The sequence below is a fragment of the Pseudarthrobacter sulfonivorans genome, from assembly GCF_001484605.1.
In the GTDB taxonomy this organism is placed as follows: Bacteria; Actinomycetota; Actinomycetes; order Actinomycetales; family Micrococcaceae; genus Arthrobacter; species Arthrobacter sulfonivorans_A.
Genome location: NZ_CP013747.1, coordinates 1073673 through 1092329 on the forward strand (window position 1 = coordinate 1073673; position 18657 = coordinate 1092329).

Here is an 18657-nt window from a genome sequence, read left to right on the forward strand (position 1 = left end):
TGAGGGATATCATAAGGTTGCGTCTTCGCCCAGGTCTCGGGCGGGCCCGGGTCTCAGCTTTTACGGGTGACGGGCGCACCGATGGGGAGGGATCCGCGTGTCTCAGAATGGTCTCCTGGAGCAGCGTCCCGCCATCAGCACGAGCACGGCCAGGCTGGGTTGGCTGATCGCGCTTGGTGCTGTGGTGCTGGGCGTTCTTGGACTGTATTTTGCCGCCAACAGCGGCACCCCCACGGCCCTGGTGGCGGGTGACTTCGCCATCCTCGGGGCGGCCGTGCTGGCAGGTCGCAGCTGCGCCCACGCCGCGTGGCGCGGCGGGGTGAACGCCCGGGCCTGGACCCTGATGTCGGTGGCCGCCTTCGTCTGGGCGGCCGGCATGGCGGCCTGGACCTACTTCGGCCTCGCCAATAACCATGTGTACCCGTTCCCCTCCCTGGCGGATGCCCTGTTCCTGGCCTATTCGGTGCCGGCCGCCATCGCCCTTTTCAGCTTCAAGCGGCCAGGCGGCACAACCCGGGTGGGGCTGGTCCGGACAGCCCTGGACGCCGCTGTGATTGCCGGTTCACTCCTGGTGGTCAGCTGGCATACGGCGCTGGGCCCGGCCTTCAGCTCGGAAGGCGACCTCCTGACCCGGCTCACCAGCATGGGCTACCCGGTGGTGGACGTGGTCATGACGTCCTTGGTGGTGGTCCTCGGGATGCGGCGGCAGCCCGGTGAGCGCCTGCCGTGGCTGTGTTTCGGCGGCGGCCTGCTGGTCCTGACCGTCACGGACAGCATTTATGTGCGGCTGACGTTCGACGGCGTCACGGGCGTCACCGGATCGCCGCTCGCCCTGGGCTGGATCGGCGCCTTCCTCCTGATTGCGCTGGCACCGCTGCTCCCTTACGCGGAGAAACCGCGGCCGGACCGCAAGGCCTATGCACTGGCACTTGAGCTGCTGCCCTACATTCCGATCCTGGTGGCCGTGATCATGGTTGCGGCCCCGCACGTCAGCGAAATGAGCGCCTTCCTGCTGGTGGTGGCCAGAACAACTGTTGCCTGCATCCTGGTCCGCCAGGTCCTGATCATCATCGAGAACCTCACCCTGACCACCGGGCTGGAGAAGGAAGTGGCTGCCAGGACGGCTGAACTCGAAGGACTCGGCGCGATCGTCAACTCCTCCACGGATGCCATCCTGAGCACCACGCCGGAGGGCATCATCACCAGCTGGAACCCTGGGGCGCAGCATCAGTACGGCTACACGGCCGCGGAAGCGATTGGCCGTGACGCGCGTTTCCTCCTGCCGCCGGGCAGCACGGACGGCGACGACGAGGTTTTCGAGCAGCTCCGCGACGGCGGCGGGGCCATGAGTTTCGAAACCGAGCACCTGCGCAAGGACGGCGCCATCATCCCCGTGTCCTTGACCATTTCCCCCATCCGTGAAGGAGCGACAATCCGCGGGATCGCCGTTATCACCAGGGACATCACGCTGCGCCGGGCCGCCGAACTGGAGCTGAAGGCGGCCAGGGAAACGGCGCTGGAATCCAGCCGGCTCAAGTCCGAATTCCTGGCCACGATGAGCCATGAAATCCGCACCCCCATGAACGGCGTGGTGGGGCTGACCGCACTGCTGCTGGAGACGCCGCTGGACCAGACGCAGAAGCAGTACGCCCAGGGCGTCAAGGGCGCCGGCGAGGCGCTGCTGTCCCTGATCAACGACATCCTGGACTTCTCCAAGCTGGAAGCCGGCAAGGTTGACCTGGATGTGCGGGCGTTCGATCCCCGCGTCCTTGTGGAGGAAGTGGCGGGCCTGCTGACCGAGCCCGCGCAGGCCAAGAACCTTGAGCTGATCGCCTACTGCGAGCCGGACGTTCCAGCCCGGCTGCACGGTGATTCCGGCCGGATCCGCCAAATCCTGCTCAACCTGGCCTCCAACGCCGTGAAGTTCACAGCGGACGGGGAGGTGTCCATCCGCGTGACGACGGAGACGCCGGACGCGAAACCCGGCGCCGCCGCCATGGTCTGCTTCGAAGTCCGCGATACCGGCATCGGCATCGACCCTTCGCACCACGCACGGCTGTTCGAATCCTTCTCCCAGGCTGATGCTTCCACCACCAGGCGCTACGGCGGCACCGGCCTGGGCTTGGCCATTTGCAGCCGGCTCACTGAGGCCATGGACGGCGAGATCGGGCTGGACAGCTCTCTGGGCGAGGGCAGCACGTTCTGGTTCCGCGTCCCCGTGCCCGTTGCCCCGCCGTCCACGGATCCCGTGCCGGCCGCCGGTTTCCTCGCCGGACTGCGCGTCCTGGTGGTGGACGACAACGCCACCAACCGCCTGGTGCTGGAATCCCAGTTGCGCGGCTGGAAGATGCAGCCGGAGGCCGTGCCGGATGCCCGCGCCGCGCTGGCCCGCGCCCACGAAGCCGCAGCAGCCGGAGTGCCTTTCCATCTGGCCGTGCTGGACCTCTGCATGCCTGATACCGATGGCCTGGAGCTGGCCCGCGAACTCAAGGCCGATGCCGCTCTGGCGGACATCGAGCTGATCATGCTCACGTCCACCATGCAGGTCAACGCCGCCGAGATCGCCGACGCCGGAGTCCGCGAATGGCTTATGAAACCGGTCCGCAGCTCCGAGTTCTACAACCGCCTGATCCGGCTGATGTCCACGAGTGAACACCATGCCCCTGCGGCTCTTGGGTCCGGCCGGCCTTCCGACGCTGAGCCGTCGGCTGAGTCGTCCGGTTCGTCCCCCGAGTCCTCCCCGGAGCCGTCGGCTGATTCGTCCGATGCGTCGTCCCTCGGGGGCGCATCACGGGGCCGCATCCTGGTAGTGGAGGACAACGAGGTGAACCAGTTGGTGGCCCGCGCCACGGTGATCAAGTTCGGCTACGCGGTAGACATGGTTGCCGACGGTGCCGAGGCCGTAGCCGCCACCGCCAGCACCCGGTACGCCGCCGTCCTGATGGACTGCCACATGCCGGTGATGGACGGGTTCGAGGCCACGCGCGTCATCCGGCAGCGCGACGGCGGGGCCGGCCATCTTCCCATCATCGCCATGACCGCCGGCGCCCTGGACGGGGACCGGGAACGCTGCCTCGCCGCCGGTATGGACGATTACCTCTCCAAGCCGGTGGACGCCGCCGAGCTTGAAGCCGCCCTGGCCCGTTGGGTCCCCGAACAGGCGCCGCAGGAGCTGGAGGCACGCCAGTCGGCCGAGGCCCCACAGCTGCTGGCCGTCACCGGTGGACGTCCGCCGGTGCTGGATGCGGACCGGCTGGCCATGCTGCGCGGCCTCGGCCCCGAGGACGGCCTAGGCCTGCTGCCCGCGACGACGGAGGCGTTCCGGAAAGACGTTCCCGCGCGGCTCGCGGCGCTGCGCGAAGCCGTGCGCAACGGCGGCGGCCCCGCTCTGGCTCAGGCCGCGCACGCCCTGAAGGGTGCCGCCGCCAACATCGGAGCTACCGCCGTCGCAAGCCTGTGCGGCGAGCTGGAGGACATGGGACGCAGCGGAAAGCACGACGGCGGCCGGCAGCTGGTCAGCCGGCTGGAAGCGGAGCTTGTGCGTGTGGACTTTGAACTTGATCTAGCGCTGGAGGTGGCACAGTGAAAGTCCTGGTGGCGGATGACGATCCGGGCTCGCTCCTGGTGGCCCGCGCCGCCGTCGAACTCTACGGGCATGACTGCCTGACGGCGGCGGACGGTGACGAGGCGTGGGCACTGTACCTGGAACACCAACCCGATGTTGTGGTCACGGACTGGATGATGCCGGGGATGGATGGGCTGGCGCTGTGCCGGGCCATCCGGGCGCGCGGGGCGGACTTGTACACGTACATCGTGCTGCTGACGTCGCAGGGGTCCCGGGACGATGTGCTCGCCGGGCTCGCGGCCGGGGCGGACGACTACGTCACCAAGCCGCTGGATCCGTTTGTCCTGCATGCACGGCTGCTGGTGGCGCTGCGGGTGACCACGCTTCACGCGGACCTGGCTCACTACCGGAAGGTGCTCTCGCAGCAGGCGCGGACCGATCCGCTCACCGGCCTGCACAACCGGCTCAAGCTCTCCGAGGACCTTGAGCAGATGCATGCGCGCAGCCAGCGGTACACGGAGGGGTATTGCGTGGCCATGTGCGATGTGGACAACTTTAAGAGCTACAACGACATCTACGGGCACCAGGCGGGCGATCTCGCGCTGCGTGCCGTGGCGGGGGCGCTGGTGAGTGCGGCGCGCAAGAGCGACGGCGTGTACCGGTACGGCGGCGAGGAATTCCTGCTGGTCCTGCCGAACCAGTCGCAGCTGAGCGCCAAGGCATTTATGGAGAGGGCGCTGAATACCGTCCGCGGGCTGCAGATTGTCCACTCCGGGGATCCGCTGGGGCAGCTGACGCTGAGCGCCGGGATTTCCGCGTTCACTTCCGAGCACCGTGCCGACGCCGACACGCTCCTGGGTGAAGCCGACGCCGCCCTCTACGCCGCGAAGGCGGCCGGCCGGAACCGAGTGGAGCTGGCGCTGTAGCGTTTAGCCCTGGCCTGTATTGGCCGGTGGCTACGCGGCTTTTTTGCGCTGCTTGGTCTGATCCGGCTGCTTCTTCACGGTCTGCTGCGGAGCAGGCTGCTGCTGCTGCACCGGATAGCGCTTCACGGGCTGCTGCTGGGTTACCGGGCGGTGCTGTGCGGGCTGTTTCAGTGCGGACTGCTTTGGGGCTTCGGGCTCGGCGTGCTGCGCCTGTGCCTGTGCCTGTGCGGTGGCCTGAGCCTGCGTTGCGGGCTCCTGAACCTGCTCGTCCGCTGGTTCTGCGTCCTGCAGCGTTTCTTCCTGCGCGGCCTCGTACTCGGCGGTCCCGTCCCGTTCCAGCTCAACCAACGCGTACATGCGGTTGCGGCGCCAGCGGCGGACCAGGTCCACACCGGCCAGGATGCCTGCCAGCGGCGTCAGCACAGCTGCGGCATAGACGAACAGCATCCACGTCAGGGTGGCCATGGGGGGCTGGTTGTTGTTCAGCAGGGAGAGCCCGCCGAACATGGCGATGATCCAGAAAAGCAACACCGCCGTCAGCACCGCGGCCGCGGGGAAGTACTGGTTGCGTACGATCTTCTTCAGGGTTTCCATGCATTTTCCTCCTGCCTGGCCGGGGTGCGGTGAGAGGCCGCATGAACACCAGTATGCGGCTGCAGGCCCGCGGATTCGCGCAACACGCAGGCGGTGGTGACGAACCTAACTGCGGCCCGGTCGAGAGCTGTGATCGAGCCCGTCGAGATCCAGGTTTCGACAAGCTCAACCACCGGCCGGGGCTTCCCTGCTGAGGGCACAGCCAATACCGTGGATGCCAACTGCCCCTGACCTTGGAGGTCCCCATGCGCAAAGTCACGTCCGGCCTGTTCCACTCCGTTGACGGCGTGGTCTCGGACCCGTTTCTCTGGCAGTTCGACAGCTTCGACGACGACCTCGGCAAGGGACTCACGCGCATGATGGAAAGCGTGGACACCGTGGTGCTTGGCCGGGTGAGCTACCAGGAATGGGCTGGGTACTGGCCCACCGCATCGGTGGACGAGGACTTCGCCGGATTCATCAACCCGGTGGAGAAGTTTGTGGCCTCCCGGACGCTGACGGAACCGCTCGAGTGGCAGAACTCCCACCTGATCGAGGGACCGCTGGAGGAATTCGTGGCGGGCCTGAAAGAGCGCGACGGCGGCGAGATCGCCGTCACCGGCAGCATTTCCGTGGTGCGCCAATTGCTGTTCGCCGGGCTGCTGGATGAGCTGACCCTGATCACCCACCCTGTGGTCGCCGGCAGCGGCCGGAAGCTGTTCCAGGACGGCGACCCCGTGACGCGGCTCGGCCTGAAGGACCAGTACCGGACCACGAAGGGCAACGTCGTCAGCACCTATGCGCTGCTGGGCGAATAGGCACCGCCACTCCCGTCAGGCCCCGTTCCGCTCTATGCACTGGCCAATAATCCGGGCGCCCTCGGGAAAGGCGCCCGGATTCGTCCCCGAGTAGTTGAGCCGGATGAACGGCCCCGCCGGTTCGGCCGGGAACCACTCGTTTCCCCCGGCGATGATCACCCCGGCGGCTTCACAGTCGCGGGTCAGCCGTTCAAGGTCGGTCCCGTCGGGCAGCCGCGCCCACAGGTTCAGGCCGCCCTTGGGCACCTGCTCGATATGAGCCTGCGGGGCGTGCTGGCGGAGGCTGGTGACCAGCAGGTCACGGCGGGACTCAAGCTGGTGGCGGAGGCTGCGCAGGTGAGTCTGCCAGCCCGGCTGCGTGACGACGTCGAGCGCTGCCGCCTGGAGCAGCCCGCTGACGTACATCGATTCGGCCGCCCGGTCCGCCAGGATGCGCTCCCGCGCCGGGCCGCGGGCGATGACCGCGGCGACGCGGATCGACGGTGACACGCTCTTGGTCAGCGAGCGCAGGTAGACCACGTGGCCGGAGTCGTCGCGCGAGGCGACGGGCACGGGGTTGGAGGTGATGCCGAAGTCGTGCGCCCAGTCGTCCTCCACAAGGAACGCCCCCTTCGCGCGGACCACGTCCAGGACCTGTTCACGCCGTTCGGCAGACCACTGCGCGCCCGTGGGGTTGGCGTAGTTGGGCTGCGCGTAGAACAGCCGCGCGCCGGACTCCTCAAAGGCGCGGGCAAGCTCCGCCGGGTCCGGGCCGTCCGGTCCGCTGGGCACCGGGACAACGCGCACGCCGGCCTGCGCTGCGGCCAGGATGGCGCCCCAGTAGGACGGCGATTCCATCAGCAGCGGCTGTCCGCGGCCGGCGAGCGCGCTGAAGATGGAGCTCAGCCCGCTTTGGCTTCCGGGGAGTACGACGACGTCGCTCGGGTTCGGCGGGGTGGTCCCGGCCGGTGTGGAGGCACCGAGTTCATGAGCGAACCACGACTGCAGTTCGGGCATTCCGGCCGCGGGCGGACGGAAAAGGGCAGCGTCACCGCGGGCTGCCCGGGCAATAGCGGCCCGCACCAGCCGCTCGGGCAGGAGTTCGCGGTCCGGGTAGCCGGAGTGGAAGGAAATGGCATCGTTGGCCACGTTGCGCATGGTGCTGGAAGCCGGGGGCGGCGGCGCCAGCGGGGAACGGAGGGCCGCCGTCTGCCAGCCGTAATCGGAGGGACGGGCGCTCCGGACGGCGCGCACGAAGGTCCCGACGCCGGGCCGGCTCTCGATCAGTCCCAGTGCCGTGAGCGTCTGCAGGGCCTTCTGCACCGTGACGGGACTGGCCTGGTACTCGGCCACCAGCGAGCGCGTGGACGGCAGCTTGGCACCGGGCGCGGCCGAAGAAATCCATTTCTTCAGGTGCGCCACAATCCTGGAACTGCTATCGTTATTCATGAGAGACAATAGTAGCGCTACTGCGCTTTTGCCGCTAGTGATACCGTCCCGCCAGCCCATCGGACTCTGGTGGGGTCTCGCGGGAGTAGCGGCCTTCTCCTTCACGGTTCCTTTCACGAAGGTGGCCGTCGAGTCCCTGTCCCCGCTGCTTATCGGCTCAGGCCGTGCGGTGGTAGCCGCCGTCCTCGCCGCCTTCGCGCTCGCCCTCACCCGGCAGCGGCTCCCCCGCGGCACGCAGTGGGTCCGCCTCGCGGTAGTGGCCGGCGGCATCGTCGTCGGGTTTCCCCTGCTGACCTCCTTTGCGCTCTCCACCACGCCGGCCAGTCACGGTGCCGTGGTGATCGCCCTGTTGCCCGCCGCGACGGCAGTGGCTGCAGTCCTTCGGGGGCGCGAGCGTCCACGCCTGGCATTCTGGCTCATCACCGGCGTGGGAGCGCTGGCCGCCATCGCCTTCGCCTCCATGCAGTCCGGCGGATTCGGGCAGCTGCACTCGGCGAATCTGCTGCTCCTCGGCGCGGTGGTGGCCGCGGCCATCGGCTATGCGGAGGGTGGACTGCTGGCCCGCGAGCTGGGCGCCTGGCAGACCGTGTCGTGGGCGCTGGTGTTGGCGTCGCCGCTGATGGTGTTCCTGGTGGCGGTGTCCGTGGCGCAGCAGCCGCCGTCGGGCACACCGGTCCAGTGGATGGCCTTTGCGTACCTCGGCGTCGTCAGCATGTTCCTGGGCTTCTTCGCCTGGTACCGCGGCCTGGCCATCGGCCCCATGGCCCAGGTCAGCCAGATCCAGCTCATCCAGCCGGTGCTGAGCATCTGCTGGGCGGGCCTCCTGCTCGGCGAAACCCTGACGTGGGCCACCATCATCGGCGGCGTTGCCGTTATCCTCTGCGCCGGCGCCGCCGTCCGCGTCCGGGTCAGGCCAACCCCCGCTCAACCAGCCATCCTCCACGCCACAAGAACCCTCCAGCCAGCAAAGGATTAGACCCATGTACACCCCAGCCCATTTCGCAGCCAGCCCCGACTCCATCAGCCACCTCCTCACCCGGCCGGCCGCAGCCAACCTGGTCACCAAGACCTCGCAGGGCCTGCTCGCCACCCTGCTGCCCTTCGCCTACGACCCCTCCATCGGCGAACACGGAGCACTGCTGGCACACGTGGCCCGGAACAACACCCAGTGGTCCGAGCCAGCCATCGGGGAATCCCTGATGATCGTCCAGGGCGCGGACGCCTACATATCGCCATCCTGGTATGCGTCGAAGGCCGAGCACGGACGCGTGGTGCCCACGTGGAACTACTCCACGGTGCACGTTTACGGCCGTCTCGTCATCCACGACGACCCGGCCTGGGTTGCCGGCCAGGTCAGGCGGCTCACCGGCGTCCACGAGGCGGGCTTTGACCACCCGTGGAGCGTGGACGATGCGCCGGAGCGTTACATCTCCGGCCAGCTTCGCGGCATCGTGGGCATCGAACTGCTGATCACCAGGATCGAGGCGAAGACCAAACTCAGCCAGAACCGGCCCGACGCCGATATCGACGGCGTGGTCGCTGGCCTCAGCGCGCGGGGTGAGTCGGACAGCGCCGCTGACGTCGAGCGGGCACGGCCGGAACGTTCGTAGGCGACTACGGCACGGACTTTGACCCCGGCGGCCGGCCTGCCCGACTGGGCAGACAGGGTGGCGATAATTCACGTAGCTCGTCTGGGCTGGAATGATAATTGTAAGCATGCTTATGATATGACTGTCCGGATAGGACAACTGCCAACCAGAGGAGGAAACACCATGGGACTGGGCGACAAGATCGAGAACGCTGCTGAGAAGGCGGGCGGCAAGGGCAAGGAAGCTGCCGGCAAGGCGACGGGCGACGAAAGCCTGCGGAGGGAAGGTCAGACCGACCAGGCAAAGGGCGATCTGAAACAGGCCGGCGAGAAGGTTAAGGACGCCTTCAAGAAGGACTGACCGAGCACAGGCGAAGGGTGCATCTCTGAGGAAGGGGTGGACCCTTCGCCTTGTCCAGCTGCAGTTCAGCTTTCGGGTCATCGTCCCGTGGGCAGCGGAATGGGTTACGGTTTAGCCTGCACTGGGAAGTTCTAAAGAATCGCGGTAACTGTGGACGTAGTGAGCGGCGTAAGCCTTGACTGGTTCAAGGCCCTTACCTGGATCTTTGCCATCGCCACCGGGCTGCTGCTGGCCTTCTGGCGCCAACGCCGGCTCCATTTGGCTGCACTCGGTTCCGTGATCGTTTTTATGGGTACAAGCGCCGGGGCAGGTATCTACGTTCTGAATCATGTTGGCGATCCCCGCTGGGGCAGCAAAGCCGAGGACCGCATCAGCGCTCCCCCACTCACGGAGACCCCCGTTATCGGACGTTTTATGGGCTCCCTCGACGACGTCATTCACGGAGTGGCTGACAGCGTCAACCACTTTGTTGACTTCCGGGCTGCTCTTCCCGTGGCAATGGAATTCTTCGTGGCAGCAGGCTGGGCGTTAGCTCTCGCCCTGCCGTTGGGGCTGGCCGCCCTAATTGTCAGCTATGCGGACGCACAACGCCGTAAAGCCGAATTCCTCAAGTACAAACTCCAGGTTGAGGAGCTCAAAAGTGAGCTCGAAGATATCAAGCGCCACCTCGGGTATCCAACCCGGGAAGAAAGTGACTCATCCTAGGACGGCAGCTCACTCAGGGTCCCGTGGCGGCTCGGCAGGCCGGCCTGCAGCCAGTGCGGCAATGTCCCGGGGCGTGGTGCGGCAGCAGCCTCCCACGATGCGGGCACCGAGCTCCCGCCAGGCACTGGCTCCGGCTGCAAGGCCTGCGGGGTGGGCTTTGACCGCTTCAGCGGCATTGCCTGATGCGGGTGCCCAGGTTTTGGTGGCGGCGTCGTAGCTTTCGCCGGAGTTTGGATACGTGACCAGCGGTTTGGAGCCCGCCTTGCCGAGGGCTGCAAGGGCGGCCGGGACCAGGTTCAGCGGCACGCAGTTCACGCCCACGGCCACCACGCGCGGCTCGGACCCGCAGAGCTCCGCTACCGCAGCCAACGGAGTGCCGTCGCTGATGTGCGCACCGTCCCGCAGCGAGAACGAGAACCAGGATTCGACGTCGAACTCCCCGGTCAGTGCCAGCAGCGCCTCTGCTTCGGCAAGGGACGGCAGCGTCTCGCAGGCCAGGAAGTCGGCTCCGGCATCCACCAGGGCCGCGATGCGGGGCCGGTGGAAATCCTTGAAGGCCTCGGTGTCCAGGACGTAGTCCCCGCGGTACTCCGAGCCGTCCGCGAGGTAGGCGCCGTACGGGCCGACTGATCCGGCGATCAGCAGCGAACCTGCTTGTGGGTGCCGGGCGAGGTGTCCGCGCCGGGCGTCATCGGCCAGGCGGACTGAGAGCCTGACCAGGTCCAGTGCAGCGTCCTCAGATAGCCCACGCTGGGAGAACCCCAGCGGTGTGGCCTGGTAGCTGGCGGTGGTAGCCACGTTGGCGCCGGCTTCGAAGTAGTCGCGGTGCACGTCACGGATCAGCTGCGGCTGCTCCAGCAGGACCTTGGCCGACCACAGCGGATCATCCAGGCTGCAGCCGCGCGCTTCAAGTTCGGTAGCGAGGGCGCCGTCGGCCGTGAGATGCGCTCCGGCAGCAAGCAGTTGGGACAGCGCGGTGTTGCGGGGCATGGCGTGAGCTCCCGGGGTCGGTGGCGTGAAGGGCATTCTGTTCATCATAAGCAACTGGACATGCTGGTAACGAGCATGGCGAACTGTTACCGGGCTGGCTCCCGGCAGCTCCACTAGACTCTGGCCTATGTCGAAAATCTCCAGCATGGGCCGTGGCATGATGGCCATCCTGGCCCTGGGCGCACGGCATGAGGCCGGACTTCCGGGTGGCACCGCAGCCGGGATCGCCGCCGACCTGGGCAAGGACCGCAGCCAGGTCTCGCGGAATCTCCGCAGCGGTGAGCAGGAGGGATTCCTCGGCCGGACCCTCGAGCGCACCTACACTTTGGACTGGTCCATCCTGACCGACGCGCAGCAGCTGACGGGGCGGAGGCTGCACACAGACGGCGCCGTGGCGCTGGAGCGGCTGGCTCGCGACACCGATGAGGGGTGCTTCCTGGGCGTGCTGCACGGCGCGAGCACCTTAACCATCGGCGAAAGCGTTCCGGCCAGCAGCAACCTGGTGGGCTCATGGCTGGGCAGGCCCTACCCCGCGTACTGCAGCGACGCCGGCCAGGCTGTGCTGTGGGAGTCGCCGGAAGCCGAGGTGCGGACGGTGTTCGCAGGCGTCGACTTTGTGCGGCACGGCCCCAATACCCCGTCCGACGTCGACGACTTCCTGGTGCGGCTGGCTGCGGCGCGGGTGCGGGGTTACTCAGTGGTGGATGAGGAAGCGGAGCCAGGGCTCTATTCGCTGGCCGTCCCCGTCCGGGATTTCAAGGGCGATGTGGCGGCGGCGCTGCAGATCGTAGGCACCAAGGCCCGCCTGGAGCCGCGCCGGACCGGCTGCGTGGCGGCCCTGGTGGAGCAGGGACGATGGCTCGAGACCAGGCTTGGCTACCAGCCCGGGCAAAGGCTAGCGGATCTGGATGTTGCCGCTCCTGAGCGTGTGGAGGGGTCGCGGGTCTAAGGGTGTGACCTAGAACAACTCACTAGAGAAATCGGATAGCCAGAGCCAAAGCCCCCACAGAGAGTCTGGGTAAGGACCCCGGCCAGTAAGCAGCCAACTGTCGGCGTGCTACTTTTCAGGGACGAGCCCAAGTTGCTGCATCACGCCCAGATTATCGTAGCTATTCCACTCCTCGACTATCTTGCCTCCTTCGATGCGGCTGATGGAAATGCCTTTGATCTCTACTTGCCTCCCAGTGGGAGGGCCAAACTCCTCTATCTCTCCCTGGTGGCTGCCGCGTAGCGTCCAGCGGGTGACGACCTTATCCCCTTCGGCTATCTCGTCCTCAACGGTTGCGCTCATGTCGGGGAAAGCGGATTTGTACGTGGCGATAAACTGCTTGGCTTCCTCCGTGCCGTGGATCTCTTGACCGGGGTCGTGCCAGACGAGATCGGGGGCGTACACCTCGTCGATGATGTCCAGGTTATCCGGGGCCTCCCAAGAACGACGCGCCAAGGCCTTGTTTTCTTCGGACATACTTATCCACACCCTTCCCTAAAGGACCTTTCAGGCATTTGCCAGCACCAACCTTACGAGGGCGCTGTAGGAACATTGTCCCGCACCCGCACTCGCAAATAGAAGGGGCCGGGGCTCCTCGTGTAAGGACACTCTGGCGACCAGCTAGCGGTCGGCGGCGAGGGAGCCGAGGTGGTCCGCGGCGCCGCGCAGAACAGTGGCAATGCCCGCAGCGTCATGGCCGAATTCGTTCCGCCGTCCCAGCACGCTGAGTGCGGCCAGGATGTTGCCGCCCCCGTCACGGACCGCGACGGCCAGCTCCACGATGTCATGCTCAAATTCCTCGTCGGAGGTGATGTAGCCGCGTGGCAGGTCGCGGGCCATCAGCTTCCAGACTTCACCGACGGAGTGCGCCGCGCCAGGGCCGCCCACGCCGATGAAGTTCACCTCGCGCAGCAGCTGGTCCAGGGCAGGCAGGTCATGGTCCCAGAGCAAAGCCCTGCCGGCGCCGGTGCACCATACCGGCGTCACCATGCCCGGCGCAACGAAGCTGCCCAGGGCGGCGTCGTTACTGGAGGCGCGCACCAGGATCGCCCGGAACCCGTCCCGGACGGAGAGCCGCGCCCGCAGCCCCAGGGCGGAAACCAATGACTCGAGTTCGGGCTTGGCTTCACGCACCCAGCCGGTGTTGAGCGAGGCGGCAAGGCTGAAGAACCGCGGCCCGGTCCGGAAGGGTCCTCGGTCCACCCGCTCCAGCAAACCCAGATCGCACAGTTCCTGCGCCAGCCGCGACACGCGGCCCTGGTCCATGTCCAGCTCCGCCGCAAGCTGGGAAACGCCCAGCAGCTGCCGCCCGCGTTTCTCCCGGTCAACCACCAGCCGGACAATCCGGAGCCCTTGCGCCAACGATGACGCGTCAGCGGACGAATCCACGCTTGTTACCCCTCACTGCCGGTGCTCGCCCTATTCTTCCACGGGGCCCGGGGTCGGTGACGCAGGTGACTTGGGGCTGGTTACTGGACTGCCGCCGTCGGACGTTTCCGGCCGTGCCGGAAGTAGAAGTAGACGTAGCAGGCGGCCACGAACGGGATGCCGAAGTAGAGGGCGGCCACCTGGTTGGGGTCCAGGGCGATGCCCACGAGCGAGATGACGCACAGTGTGAACGCCAGGATGGGCACCAGCGGGAATAGCGGGGCCTTGTAGGCAAGGGCGCCAACGTCTCCGCCGTTCCGCACGAAGGCGCGCCGGTGGAAGAAGTGCGAGGCGGTGATGGACATCCATACGCCCACCACGGCGAATCCGGCCACGGACACGAGCACCAGGTAGACCGTTTCGGGGGCCACCACGCTGCTGATGAGGGACGCGATGCCGCCCACCATGCTCACAGACAGGGCGATCAGCGGGATGCCGCGTCGGGTGAGGCGCCGGAAGGCCTGGGGCGCGTGGCCTTCGTCGGCCAGGGAGTAGAGCATCCTGGCGCAGGAGAAGAGACCGCTGTTTCCGGCGGAGAGAAGGGCTGTGATGATGACGAAGTTCATGATGTCGGCTGCGAACGGGATCCCGATGGCGGAGAAGACAGTGACGAAAGGGCTCTCGTCCAGGCCCACTTCGTTGTAGGGGATGGTGGCTGCGATGACGGCGATGGCGCCGACGAAGAAGATCAGCAGCCGGATCACTGTGGTGCGCATGGCTTTGGGGATGCTGGTGGCGGGGTCCTTGGTTTCGCCTGCTGCCACGCCGATCAGCTCGGACCCGGAGAAGGCGTAGAAGACGGCGAGGACGGTGACCAGGACGCCGGTGAAGCCGTTGGGGAACAGCCCGCCGGCCGTGTTGAAGTTCTCGAAGAGGAAGGGGTGGCTGCCGCCGTCGCTGAGCGGACGGAAGCCGAACAGTGCGGCGCCGCCGAGGACGATCAGGCCGATAATGGCGCCCACCTTGATGATGGCGAACCAGAATTCGGATTCGCCGAAGAACCTGGCGGACACCGCGTTGAAGCCAAACAGCACGGCAGCGAAAATCAGGCACCAGATCCACACGTCAACGTCCGGGAACCAGCGCTGCATAAGCAGCCCGGACGCGGTGAATTCGGAGCCGATGGCCACCGCCCAGCAAAGCCAGTACAGCCAGGCGGTGGCGAATCCGGTGGCGGGCCCGATGGAGCGGGCGGCGTAGATGTGGAAGGCGCCGGACACCGGATAAGCGATGGCCAGCTCACCCAGGCATGCCATCACCAGGTACACCACAAACGCGCCCACCAGGTAGGCGAGCACAGCGCCCAGCGGACCGGCCTGGGAAATGGTGTAGCCCGAGCTGAGGAACAGGCCGGATCCGATGACGCCGCCCATGGCGATCATCACCAGGTGCCTGGTGCCCATGGATCTCCGGAGTCCGGGCTGGACCGGCGCGTGCCCGGCGGGCGTCGCGTCGAGCGTCAGGGGTGAGGGGGTTTCCACGGGCGTCTCCAGGAGGGGTGGTCAGCAGGTGTGCGGCAGCCGGGCGCACTCCCCTGTCCCGTCCCGGGTACCGAAGATCTGCACGTCAACAGAGAGAAATTAGCACAATCACCGAATTACGCTCGCTAAAATCATGCAAACTTGTTCATATTGCACACTTGTTACCTTCGGTGACCTGCCCCCGGTTGGAAGATCAGCGCGCGACGAGTGCCTCGCTGGCCTCCCACAAACCCTGCGCCAGCTCGGCGTCGTACGCCTGGGCGTTGGCCTTGGCCAGGGCGCGCTTGGCGTAGTAGGCACCGGAGATCCAGTCGGTGCCGGGGGTGCCGTTGCTGAGCCAGAGCAGGGTGTCGGCGCCCTGGTCCGGGGTGAGCATAAAGCGGTTGAGGAGCGTCTTGTAGGCGTGCCGCATGGGGCTGGTGGACTCTGCCGCGAAGTTGGTGCGGACCACGCCCGGGTGGAACGCCGCCGTCGTGATTCCCTGCTCGCCGAAGCGGCGGTGCAGCTCGGACGTGAAGAGGATGTTGGCGAGTTTGGCGGTGCCGTAGGCGCGGTTGGTGGAGTAGGTGTGCTCCGACGCGAGGTCGAAAAGGTCCATTTTGCCGAAGCCGTTGGCCGCGCTGGCGGTGTTGATGACCTTGGCGTTGCTGGCGGTGAGGACGTCCATCAGTTCCGTGGTGAGCAGGAACGGCGCCAGGTGGTTGATCTGGAAGGTGGACTCGTTGCCGTCCACCGTGAGCTGGTGCTTGCCCATGATGCCGCCGGCGTTGTTGGCCAGGACGTCGATCCGGTCGTAGTCGTCCCTCAGCTGCGCGGCGAGCGTGCGGACCTGGTCCAGCTCGGCGAAGTCGCTGACGAAGTAGTCGGCGTTGAGTTCCTTCGCGATGGCCTGCGTCTTCTCCTCGGAACGGCCGACGAGGACCACCCGGTCGCCTGACTGGGTCAGCGTCCGCGCGGCTGCCGCGCCGATGCCGTCGCTGGCGCCGGTGATCACGATGGTGCGTTGGGTCAAGGGGTGTCCTTCGGTTGGGTGGAACCTGGGAGGTGAGTGCGGACTCCTGCCAGCCTATCGGTACGGCAATTCTGTCCCCGGCGCACCGGCGGGCATAAGCTGCACAAGGAATCACACCGCAACCCTGGGAGAGAGCGACATGGAGATGGCCAAAGCGTCCGACGAAGCCAAGGAGCGCTTCCGCTCAGTAGTGCCGGACAACCCCGAGGTGGTGGTCAAGCCGATGTTCGGCAACCTGGGCGCCTTCGTGAACGGCAACATGTTCGCCGGACTCTTCGGCTCAACCATCGGCGTGAAGCTCTCCGACGCAGACCGGCAGGTGCTCGAAAGCACCGAGCGGACCGTCCCGTTCGGCCCGGCGGAGCGGCCCATGGGCGGCTACACCGGGCTGCCGGAGGTGTGGAACGCCGAAGGCGACGGCGACGACGCGCGAGCAAGCGCCTGGGTGGAGAAGGCCTTCGAGTACGTCGCGGGGCTCCCGCCGAAAGCGCCCAAGGCAGCCAAACCCCGCAAGTAGCGGCGGACCAGGAGTACGACGACGGCGGGGCGGCCAGAATTTCCCTGGACACCCCGCCGTCGTACTTCAGTCAGCCGTGGCTGGAGTCAGAGCGCTAACCCGCCACGCCGGCGAGCAGGAAGAGGACCGCGGCGATGGCGAAGCCCATCACGCCGATGAGGGTTTCCATGACGGTCCAGGTCCGCAGGGTGGTCTTGACGTCCATGCCGAAGAAGCGGCCCACCAGCCAGAAGCCGGAGTCGTTGACGTGGGAGACCACCACGGAGCCTGCTGCGACGGCGATAACCAGGGCTGCGATCTGCATGCCGGTCAGACCGGCGGTGGCTACGGCAGGGGCGATCAGGCCCGCAGTGGTGGTCAGGGCCACCGTGGCGGAACCCTGGGCGATGCGCAGGATGGCGGCGATCAGGAAGCCGGCCAGGATCAGCGGGATGCCCAGGTTGCCCAGGACATCGGCCAGCGCGTCGCCAATGCCGGAAGCCCGGAGGACGCCGCCGAACATGCCGCCGGCGCCGGTGATCAGGATGACCGAGCAGACCGGGCCCAGCGAGGATTCGAGCAGCTTCTCGATGGCGCCAGCGTCCTTGCCGCGGCGGGCGCCCAGGACAAACACGGCCACCAGGACGGCGATCAGCAGGGCCACCGGGGTTTCGCCGATGGTGCGCAGGACCTGGAACCACTGCTCGCTTTTGACCTCTTCGGAGAGCACGCCGGAGGACGCAAGGGTGTTCAGGCCGGTGTTGATGAAGATCAGGACGAGCGGCAGGAGCAGCAGGCCGATGATGGTGCGGAAGCGCGGCGGGTGGGATTCGGCTTCGGCGCTGGCGTGGCCCAGGATTTCCGGCACCGGGAGGACCAGCTTCTTGCCGGTCCACAGTCCGAAGAGGTAGGCGGTGACATACCAGGTGGGGATGGCGGTGATGAGGCCGGCGATCAGGACCAGCCCGATGTTGGCATCAAAGAAGGCAGCGGCGGAGACCGGACCCGGGTGCGGCGGCAGGAAGATGTGCATCACGGAGAACGCGCCGGCGGCGGGCAGGCCGTAGCGCAGCACTCCCCCGCCCAGGCGGTGGGCCACCGCGAAGACCACGGGCAGCATAACCACGAGGCCGGCGTCGAAGAAGATGGGGAAGCCGAAGATCAGCGAGGCCAGGCCCAGCGCGAACGGTGCACGCTTTTCGCCGAACACACCGATCAGGTAGTCGGCCAGCACCTTGGCGCCACCGCTGGTCTCAACAATGCGGCCGAGCATGGCGCCCAGTCCCACGAGGAGCGCCACGGTGCCCAGGGTGGTGCCGAACCCGTTGATCAGCACAGGAACCACCTGGTTGGCGGGGATTCCTGTGGCGAATGCCGTGGCGAGGCTGATCACGATCAGGGCGACGAGTGCGTGCATCCGCAGCTTGATGATCAGGAACAGCAGCACGACGATCGATGCCGCGGCGATGAGCAGCAGGGGGCCTGCGCCCAGCGTTTGGGTCCATCCTTCGATGACCATGGTTCTCCTTTGAAACAGAACTAATGAAATATTGGGGGAAAATTGGGCGGGCTCAGCAGCCCGGCTCAGCAGGCGCTGAGCTCCGACTGAGCGGGAAGCGTGAGGCCAGCCAGCACGGCGGCCACGATCTCCTCCGGGGAGTTGGAGATGTCCAGGCGGAGGCTGCCGGCGGCAAGTTCGTTGCCGGTCAGCGGCTCCAGGGTGGCCAGCTGGCTGGGCAGGAGCGTGGGCGGCATGAAGTGGCCTTCGCGGCCCTGCATGCGCTGGCCGATCAGGTCGGCCCCGCCGTCGAGGTGCATGAACAGGACCCGGCCCTGCGCGTCGGAGAGCAACTGACGGTAGCTCTGCTTGAGCGCGGAGCAGGTGAGCACGGTGCTCTCCCCGGCCGCCGCATTTGCGGTCATCCAGGCCTGGATTTCCCGCAGCCAGGGCCAGCGGTCCTCGTCCTGCAGGGGAATGCCCTGGCTCATCTTGTCGATGTTGGACAGGGGGTGGAACTCGTCCGCTTCGGCACAGGCCCAGCCAAGCTGCTGGGAAAGCGCTGCCGCAATGGTGGACTTGCCGGAACCGGCAACGCCCATCACCACCACGTGCGTGGCTGGATACTGCATGTTTTACCTCCGAAGACGCCGTTGGCTAAGTGAAGAAAGCTATTAGCGCGTCTCACAGGGAACTGCGCTGGGAAATAAGGTATCACCAATCAGCACCACAGATACTATCTTTTGGTGTCATAAATCATACCTTTGGAACCTTTGTGGGTACGATTGGAGGGCGCAGGC

General features: G+C 66.6%; 18 protein-coding genes. 9 read left to right on the forward strand and 9 right to left on the reverse strand.

Annotated features, from left to right (window positions below; genetic code table 11):
• Positions 1-97: 97 nt before the first annotated feature.
• Both AU252_RS04725 and AU252_RS04730 read left to right on the forward strand, forming a co-directional pair.
• Positions 98-3586 (forward strand): response regulator, encoded by a 3489-nt coding sequence (locus AU252_RS04725; RefSeq protein WP_240484318.1) that lies wholly within the window; start codon positions 98-100, stop codon positions 3584-3586.
• On the forward strand, positions 3583-4491 hold the full coding sequence (locus AU252_RS04730) for a GGDEF domain-containing protein (protein WP_058929727.1): 909 nt from the start codon (positions 3583-3585) through the stop codon (positions 4489-4491). The genes AU252_RS04725 and AU252_RS04730 overlap by 4 nt, the downstream gene beginning before the upstream one ends.
• A 30-nt stretch (positions 4492-4521) precedes the next feature.
• Here the strand turns inward: AU252_RS04730 and AU252_RS24440 are convergent, their stop codons facing one another.
• Entirely contained in the window at positions 4522-5085 is a 564-nt protein-coding gene (locus tag AU252_RS24440; protein ID WP_058929728.1) for an ABC transporter permease, read from the reverse strand.
• A 245-nt stretch (positions 5086-5330) separates the two neighbouring features.
• On the opposite strand from AU252_RS24440, the gene AU252_RS04740 reads away from it, so the two are divergent.
• Positions 5331-5882, forward strand: coding sequence for a dihydrofolate reductase family protein (locus tag AU252_RS04740; protein ID WP_058929729.1), 552 nt, complete (start codon positions 5331-5333; stop codon positions 5880-5882).
• 15 nt (positions 5883-5897) lie between these two features.
• On the opposite strand, the gene AU252_RS04745 is transcribed toward AU252_RS04740, so the two are convergent.
• Entirely contained in the window at positions 5898-7310 is a 1413-nt protein-coding gene (locus tag AU252_RS04745) for a PLP-dependent aminotransferase family protein (RefSeq protein WP_058929730.1), read from the reverse strand.
• Between AU252_RS04745 and AU252_RS04750 the strand changes: the two genes are divergently transcribed.
• The 4 genes from AU252_RS04750 (at position 7309) to AU252_RS04765 (ending at position 9964) form a co-directional block, all read left to right on the forward strand.
• Complete coding sequence (locus AU252_RS04750; RefSeq protein ID WP_058929731.1) at positions 7309-8286, forward strand: DMT family transporter; 978 nt, start codon at positions 7309-7311, stop codon at positions 8284-8286. The two genes, AU252_RS04745 and AU252_RS04750, sit on opposite strands and share 2 nt — an antisense overlap.
• A gap of 4 nt (positions 8287-8290) precedes the next feature.
• Positions 8291-8920: an FMN-binding negative transcriptional regulator gene (locus tag AU252_RS04755; RefSeq protein WP_058929732.1), complete on the forward strand. Its 630-nt coding sequence runs from the start codon at positions 8291-8293 to the stop codon at positions 8918-8920.
• 162 nt (positions 8921-9082) lie between these two features.
• Positions 9083-9259, forward strand: coding sequence for a CsbD family protein (locus AU252_RS04760; protein WP_058929733.1), 177 nt, complete (start codon positions 9083-9085; stop codon positions 9257-9259).
• Positions 9260-9418: 159 nt separating this feature from the next.
• Entirely contained in the window at positions 9419-9964 is a 546-nt protein-coding gene (locus AU252_RS04765) for a hypothetical protein (RefSeq protein WP_240484319.1), read from the forward strand.
• Positions 9965-9973: 9 nt separating this feature from the next.
• Here the strand turns inward: AU252_RS04765 and mmuM are convergent, their stop codons facing one another.
• Positions 9974-10954 carry a homocysteine S-methyltransferase gene (gene mmuM / locus AU252_RS04770; RefSeq protein WP_058929735.1) on the reverse strand — a complete coding sequence of 327 codons (981 nt, stop codon included), beginning with the start codon at positions 10952-10954 and terminating at the stop codon, positions 9974-9976.
• 127 nt (positions 10955-11081) lie between these two features.
• Between mmuM and AU252_RS04775 the strand changes: the two genes are divergently transcribed.
• The gene (locus AU252_RS04775) at positions 11082-11903 is read left to right on the forward strand and encodes an IclR family transcriptional regulator (protein ID WP_058929736.1); all 822 of its coding nucleotides are present in this window, start codon (positions 11082-11084) and stop codon (positions 11901-11903) included.
• Positions 11904-12011: 108 nt separating this feature from the next.
• Here the strand turns inward: AU252_RS04775 and AU252_RS04780 are convergent, their stop codons facing one another.
• From AU252_RS04780 to AU252_RS04795, 4 genes are all read right to left on the reverse strand, one after another.
• Entirely contained in the window at positions 12012-12419 is a 408-nt protein-coding gene (locus AU252_RS04780; protein ID WP_058929737.1) for an ester cyclase, read from the reverse strand.
• 144 nt (positions 12420-12563) lie between these two features.
• Entirely contained in the window at positions 12564-13331 is a 768-nt protein-coding gene (locus AU252_RS04785; RefSeq protein ID WP_058929738.1) for an IclR family transcriptional regulator, read from the reverse strand.
• 80 nt (positions 13332-13411) lie between these two features.
• Entirely contained in the window at positions 13412-14851 is a 1440-nt protein-coding gene (locus AU252_RS04790; protein WP_058929739.1) for an amino acid permease, read from the reverse strand.
• A 193-nt stretch (positions 14852-15044) separates the two neighbouring features.
• A complete protein-coding gene (locus tag AU252_RS04795) occupies positions 15045-15863 on the reverse strand; it encodes an SDR family NAD(P)-dependent oxidoreductase (protein ID WP_058929740.1) in 819 nt (272 codons plus the stop codon).
• Positions 15864-16002: 139 nt separating this feature from the next.
• On the opposite strand from AU252_RS04795, the gene AU252_RS04800 reads away from it, so the two are divergent.
• Positions 16003-16380, forward strand: a complete 378-nt coding sequence (locus AU252_RS04800) for a TfoX/Sxy family protein (protein ID WP_058929741.1) — start codon at positions 16003-16005, stop codon at positions 16378-16380.
• A 94-nt stretch (positions 16381-16474) separates the two neighbouring features.
• Here the strand turns inward: AU252_RS04800 and AU252_RS04805 are convergent, their stop codons facing one another.
• Together AU252_RS04805 and AU252_RS04810 are read right to left on the reverse strand one after the other, a co-directional pair.
• On the reverse strand, positions 16475-17878 hold the full coding sequence (locus AU252_RS04805; protein WP_058929742.1) for a GntP family permease: 1404 nt from the start codon (positions 17876-17878) through the stop codon (positions 16475-16477).
• 65 nt (positions 17879-17943) lie between these two features.
• On the reverse strand, positions 17944-18489 hold the full coding sequence (locus AU252_RS04810; protein WP_058929743.1) for a gluconokinase: 546 nt from the start codon (positions 18487-18489) through the stop codon (positions 17944-17946).
• Positions 18490-18657: the final 168 nt, after the last annotated feature.

Bases quoted from the DNA above. Each gene is read 5' to 3' on its own strand.
- AU252_RS24440 (WP_058929728.1), bottom strand. From the start codon at position 5,085: ATGGAAACCCTGAAGAAGATCGTACGCAACCAGTACTTCCCCGCGGCC.
- AU252_RS04740 (WP_058929729.1), top strand. From the start codon at position 5,331: ATGCGCAAAGTCACGTCCGGCCTGTTCCACTCCGTTGACGGCGTGGTC.
- AU252_RS04750 (WP_058929731.1), top strand. From the start codon at position 7,309: ATGAGAGACAATAGTAGCGCTACTGCGCTTTTGCCGCTAGTGATACCG.
- AU252_RS04745 (WP_058929730.1), bottom strand. From the start codon at position 7,310: ATGAATAACGATAGCAGTTCCAGGATTGTGGCGCACCTGAAGAAATGG.
- AU252_RS04755 (WP_058929732.1), top strand. From the start codon at position 8,291: ATGTACACCCCAGCCCATTTCGCAGCCAGCCCCGACTCCATCAGCCAC.
- AU252_RS04760 (WP_058929733.1), top strand. From the start codon at position 9,083: ATGGGACTGGGCGACAAGATCGAGAACGCTGCTGAGAAGGCGGGCGGC.
- mmuM (WP_058929735.1), bottom strand. From the start codon at position 10,954: ATGCCCCGCAACACCGCGCTGTCCCAACTGCTTGCTGCCGGAGCGCAT.
- AU252_RS04775 (WP_058929736.1), top strand. From the start codon at position 11,082: ATGTCGAAAATCTCCAGCATGGGCCGTGGCATGATGGCCATCCTGGCC.
- AU252_RS04780 (WP_058929737.1), bottom strand. From the start codon at position 12,419: ATGTCCGAAGAAAACAAGGCCTTGGCGCGTCGTTCTTGGGAGGCCCCG.
- AU252_RS04800 (WP_058929741.1), top strand. From the start codon at position 16,003: ATGGAGATGGCCAAAGCGTCCGACGAAGCCAAGGAGCGCTTCCGCTCA.
- AU252_RS04805 (WP_058929742.1), bottom strand. From the start codon at position 17,878: ATGGTCATCGAAGGATGGACCCAAACGCTGGGCGCAGGCCCCCTGCTG.
- AU252_RS04810 (WP_058929743.1), bottom strand. From the start codon at position 18,489: ATGCAGTATCCAGCCACGCACGTGGTGGTGATGGGCGTTGCCGGTTCC.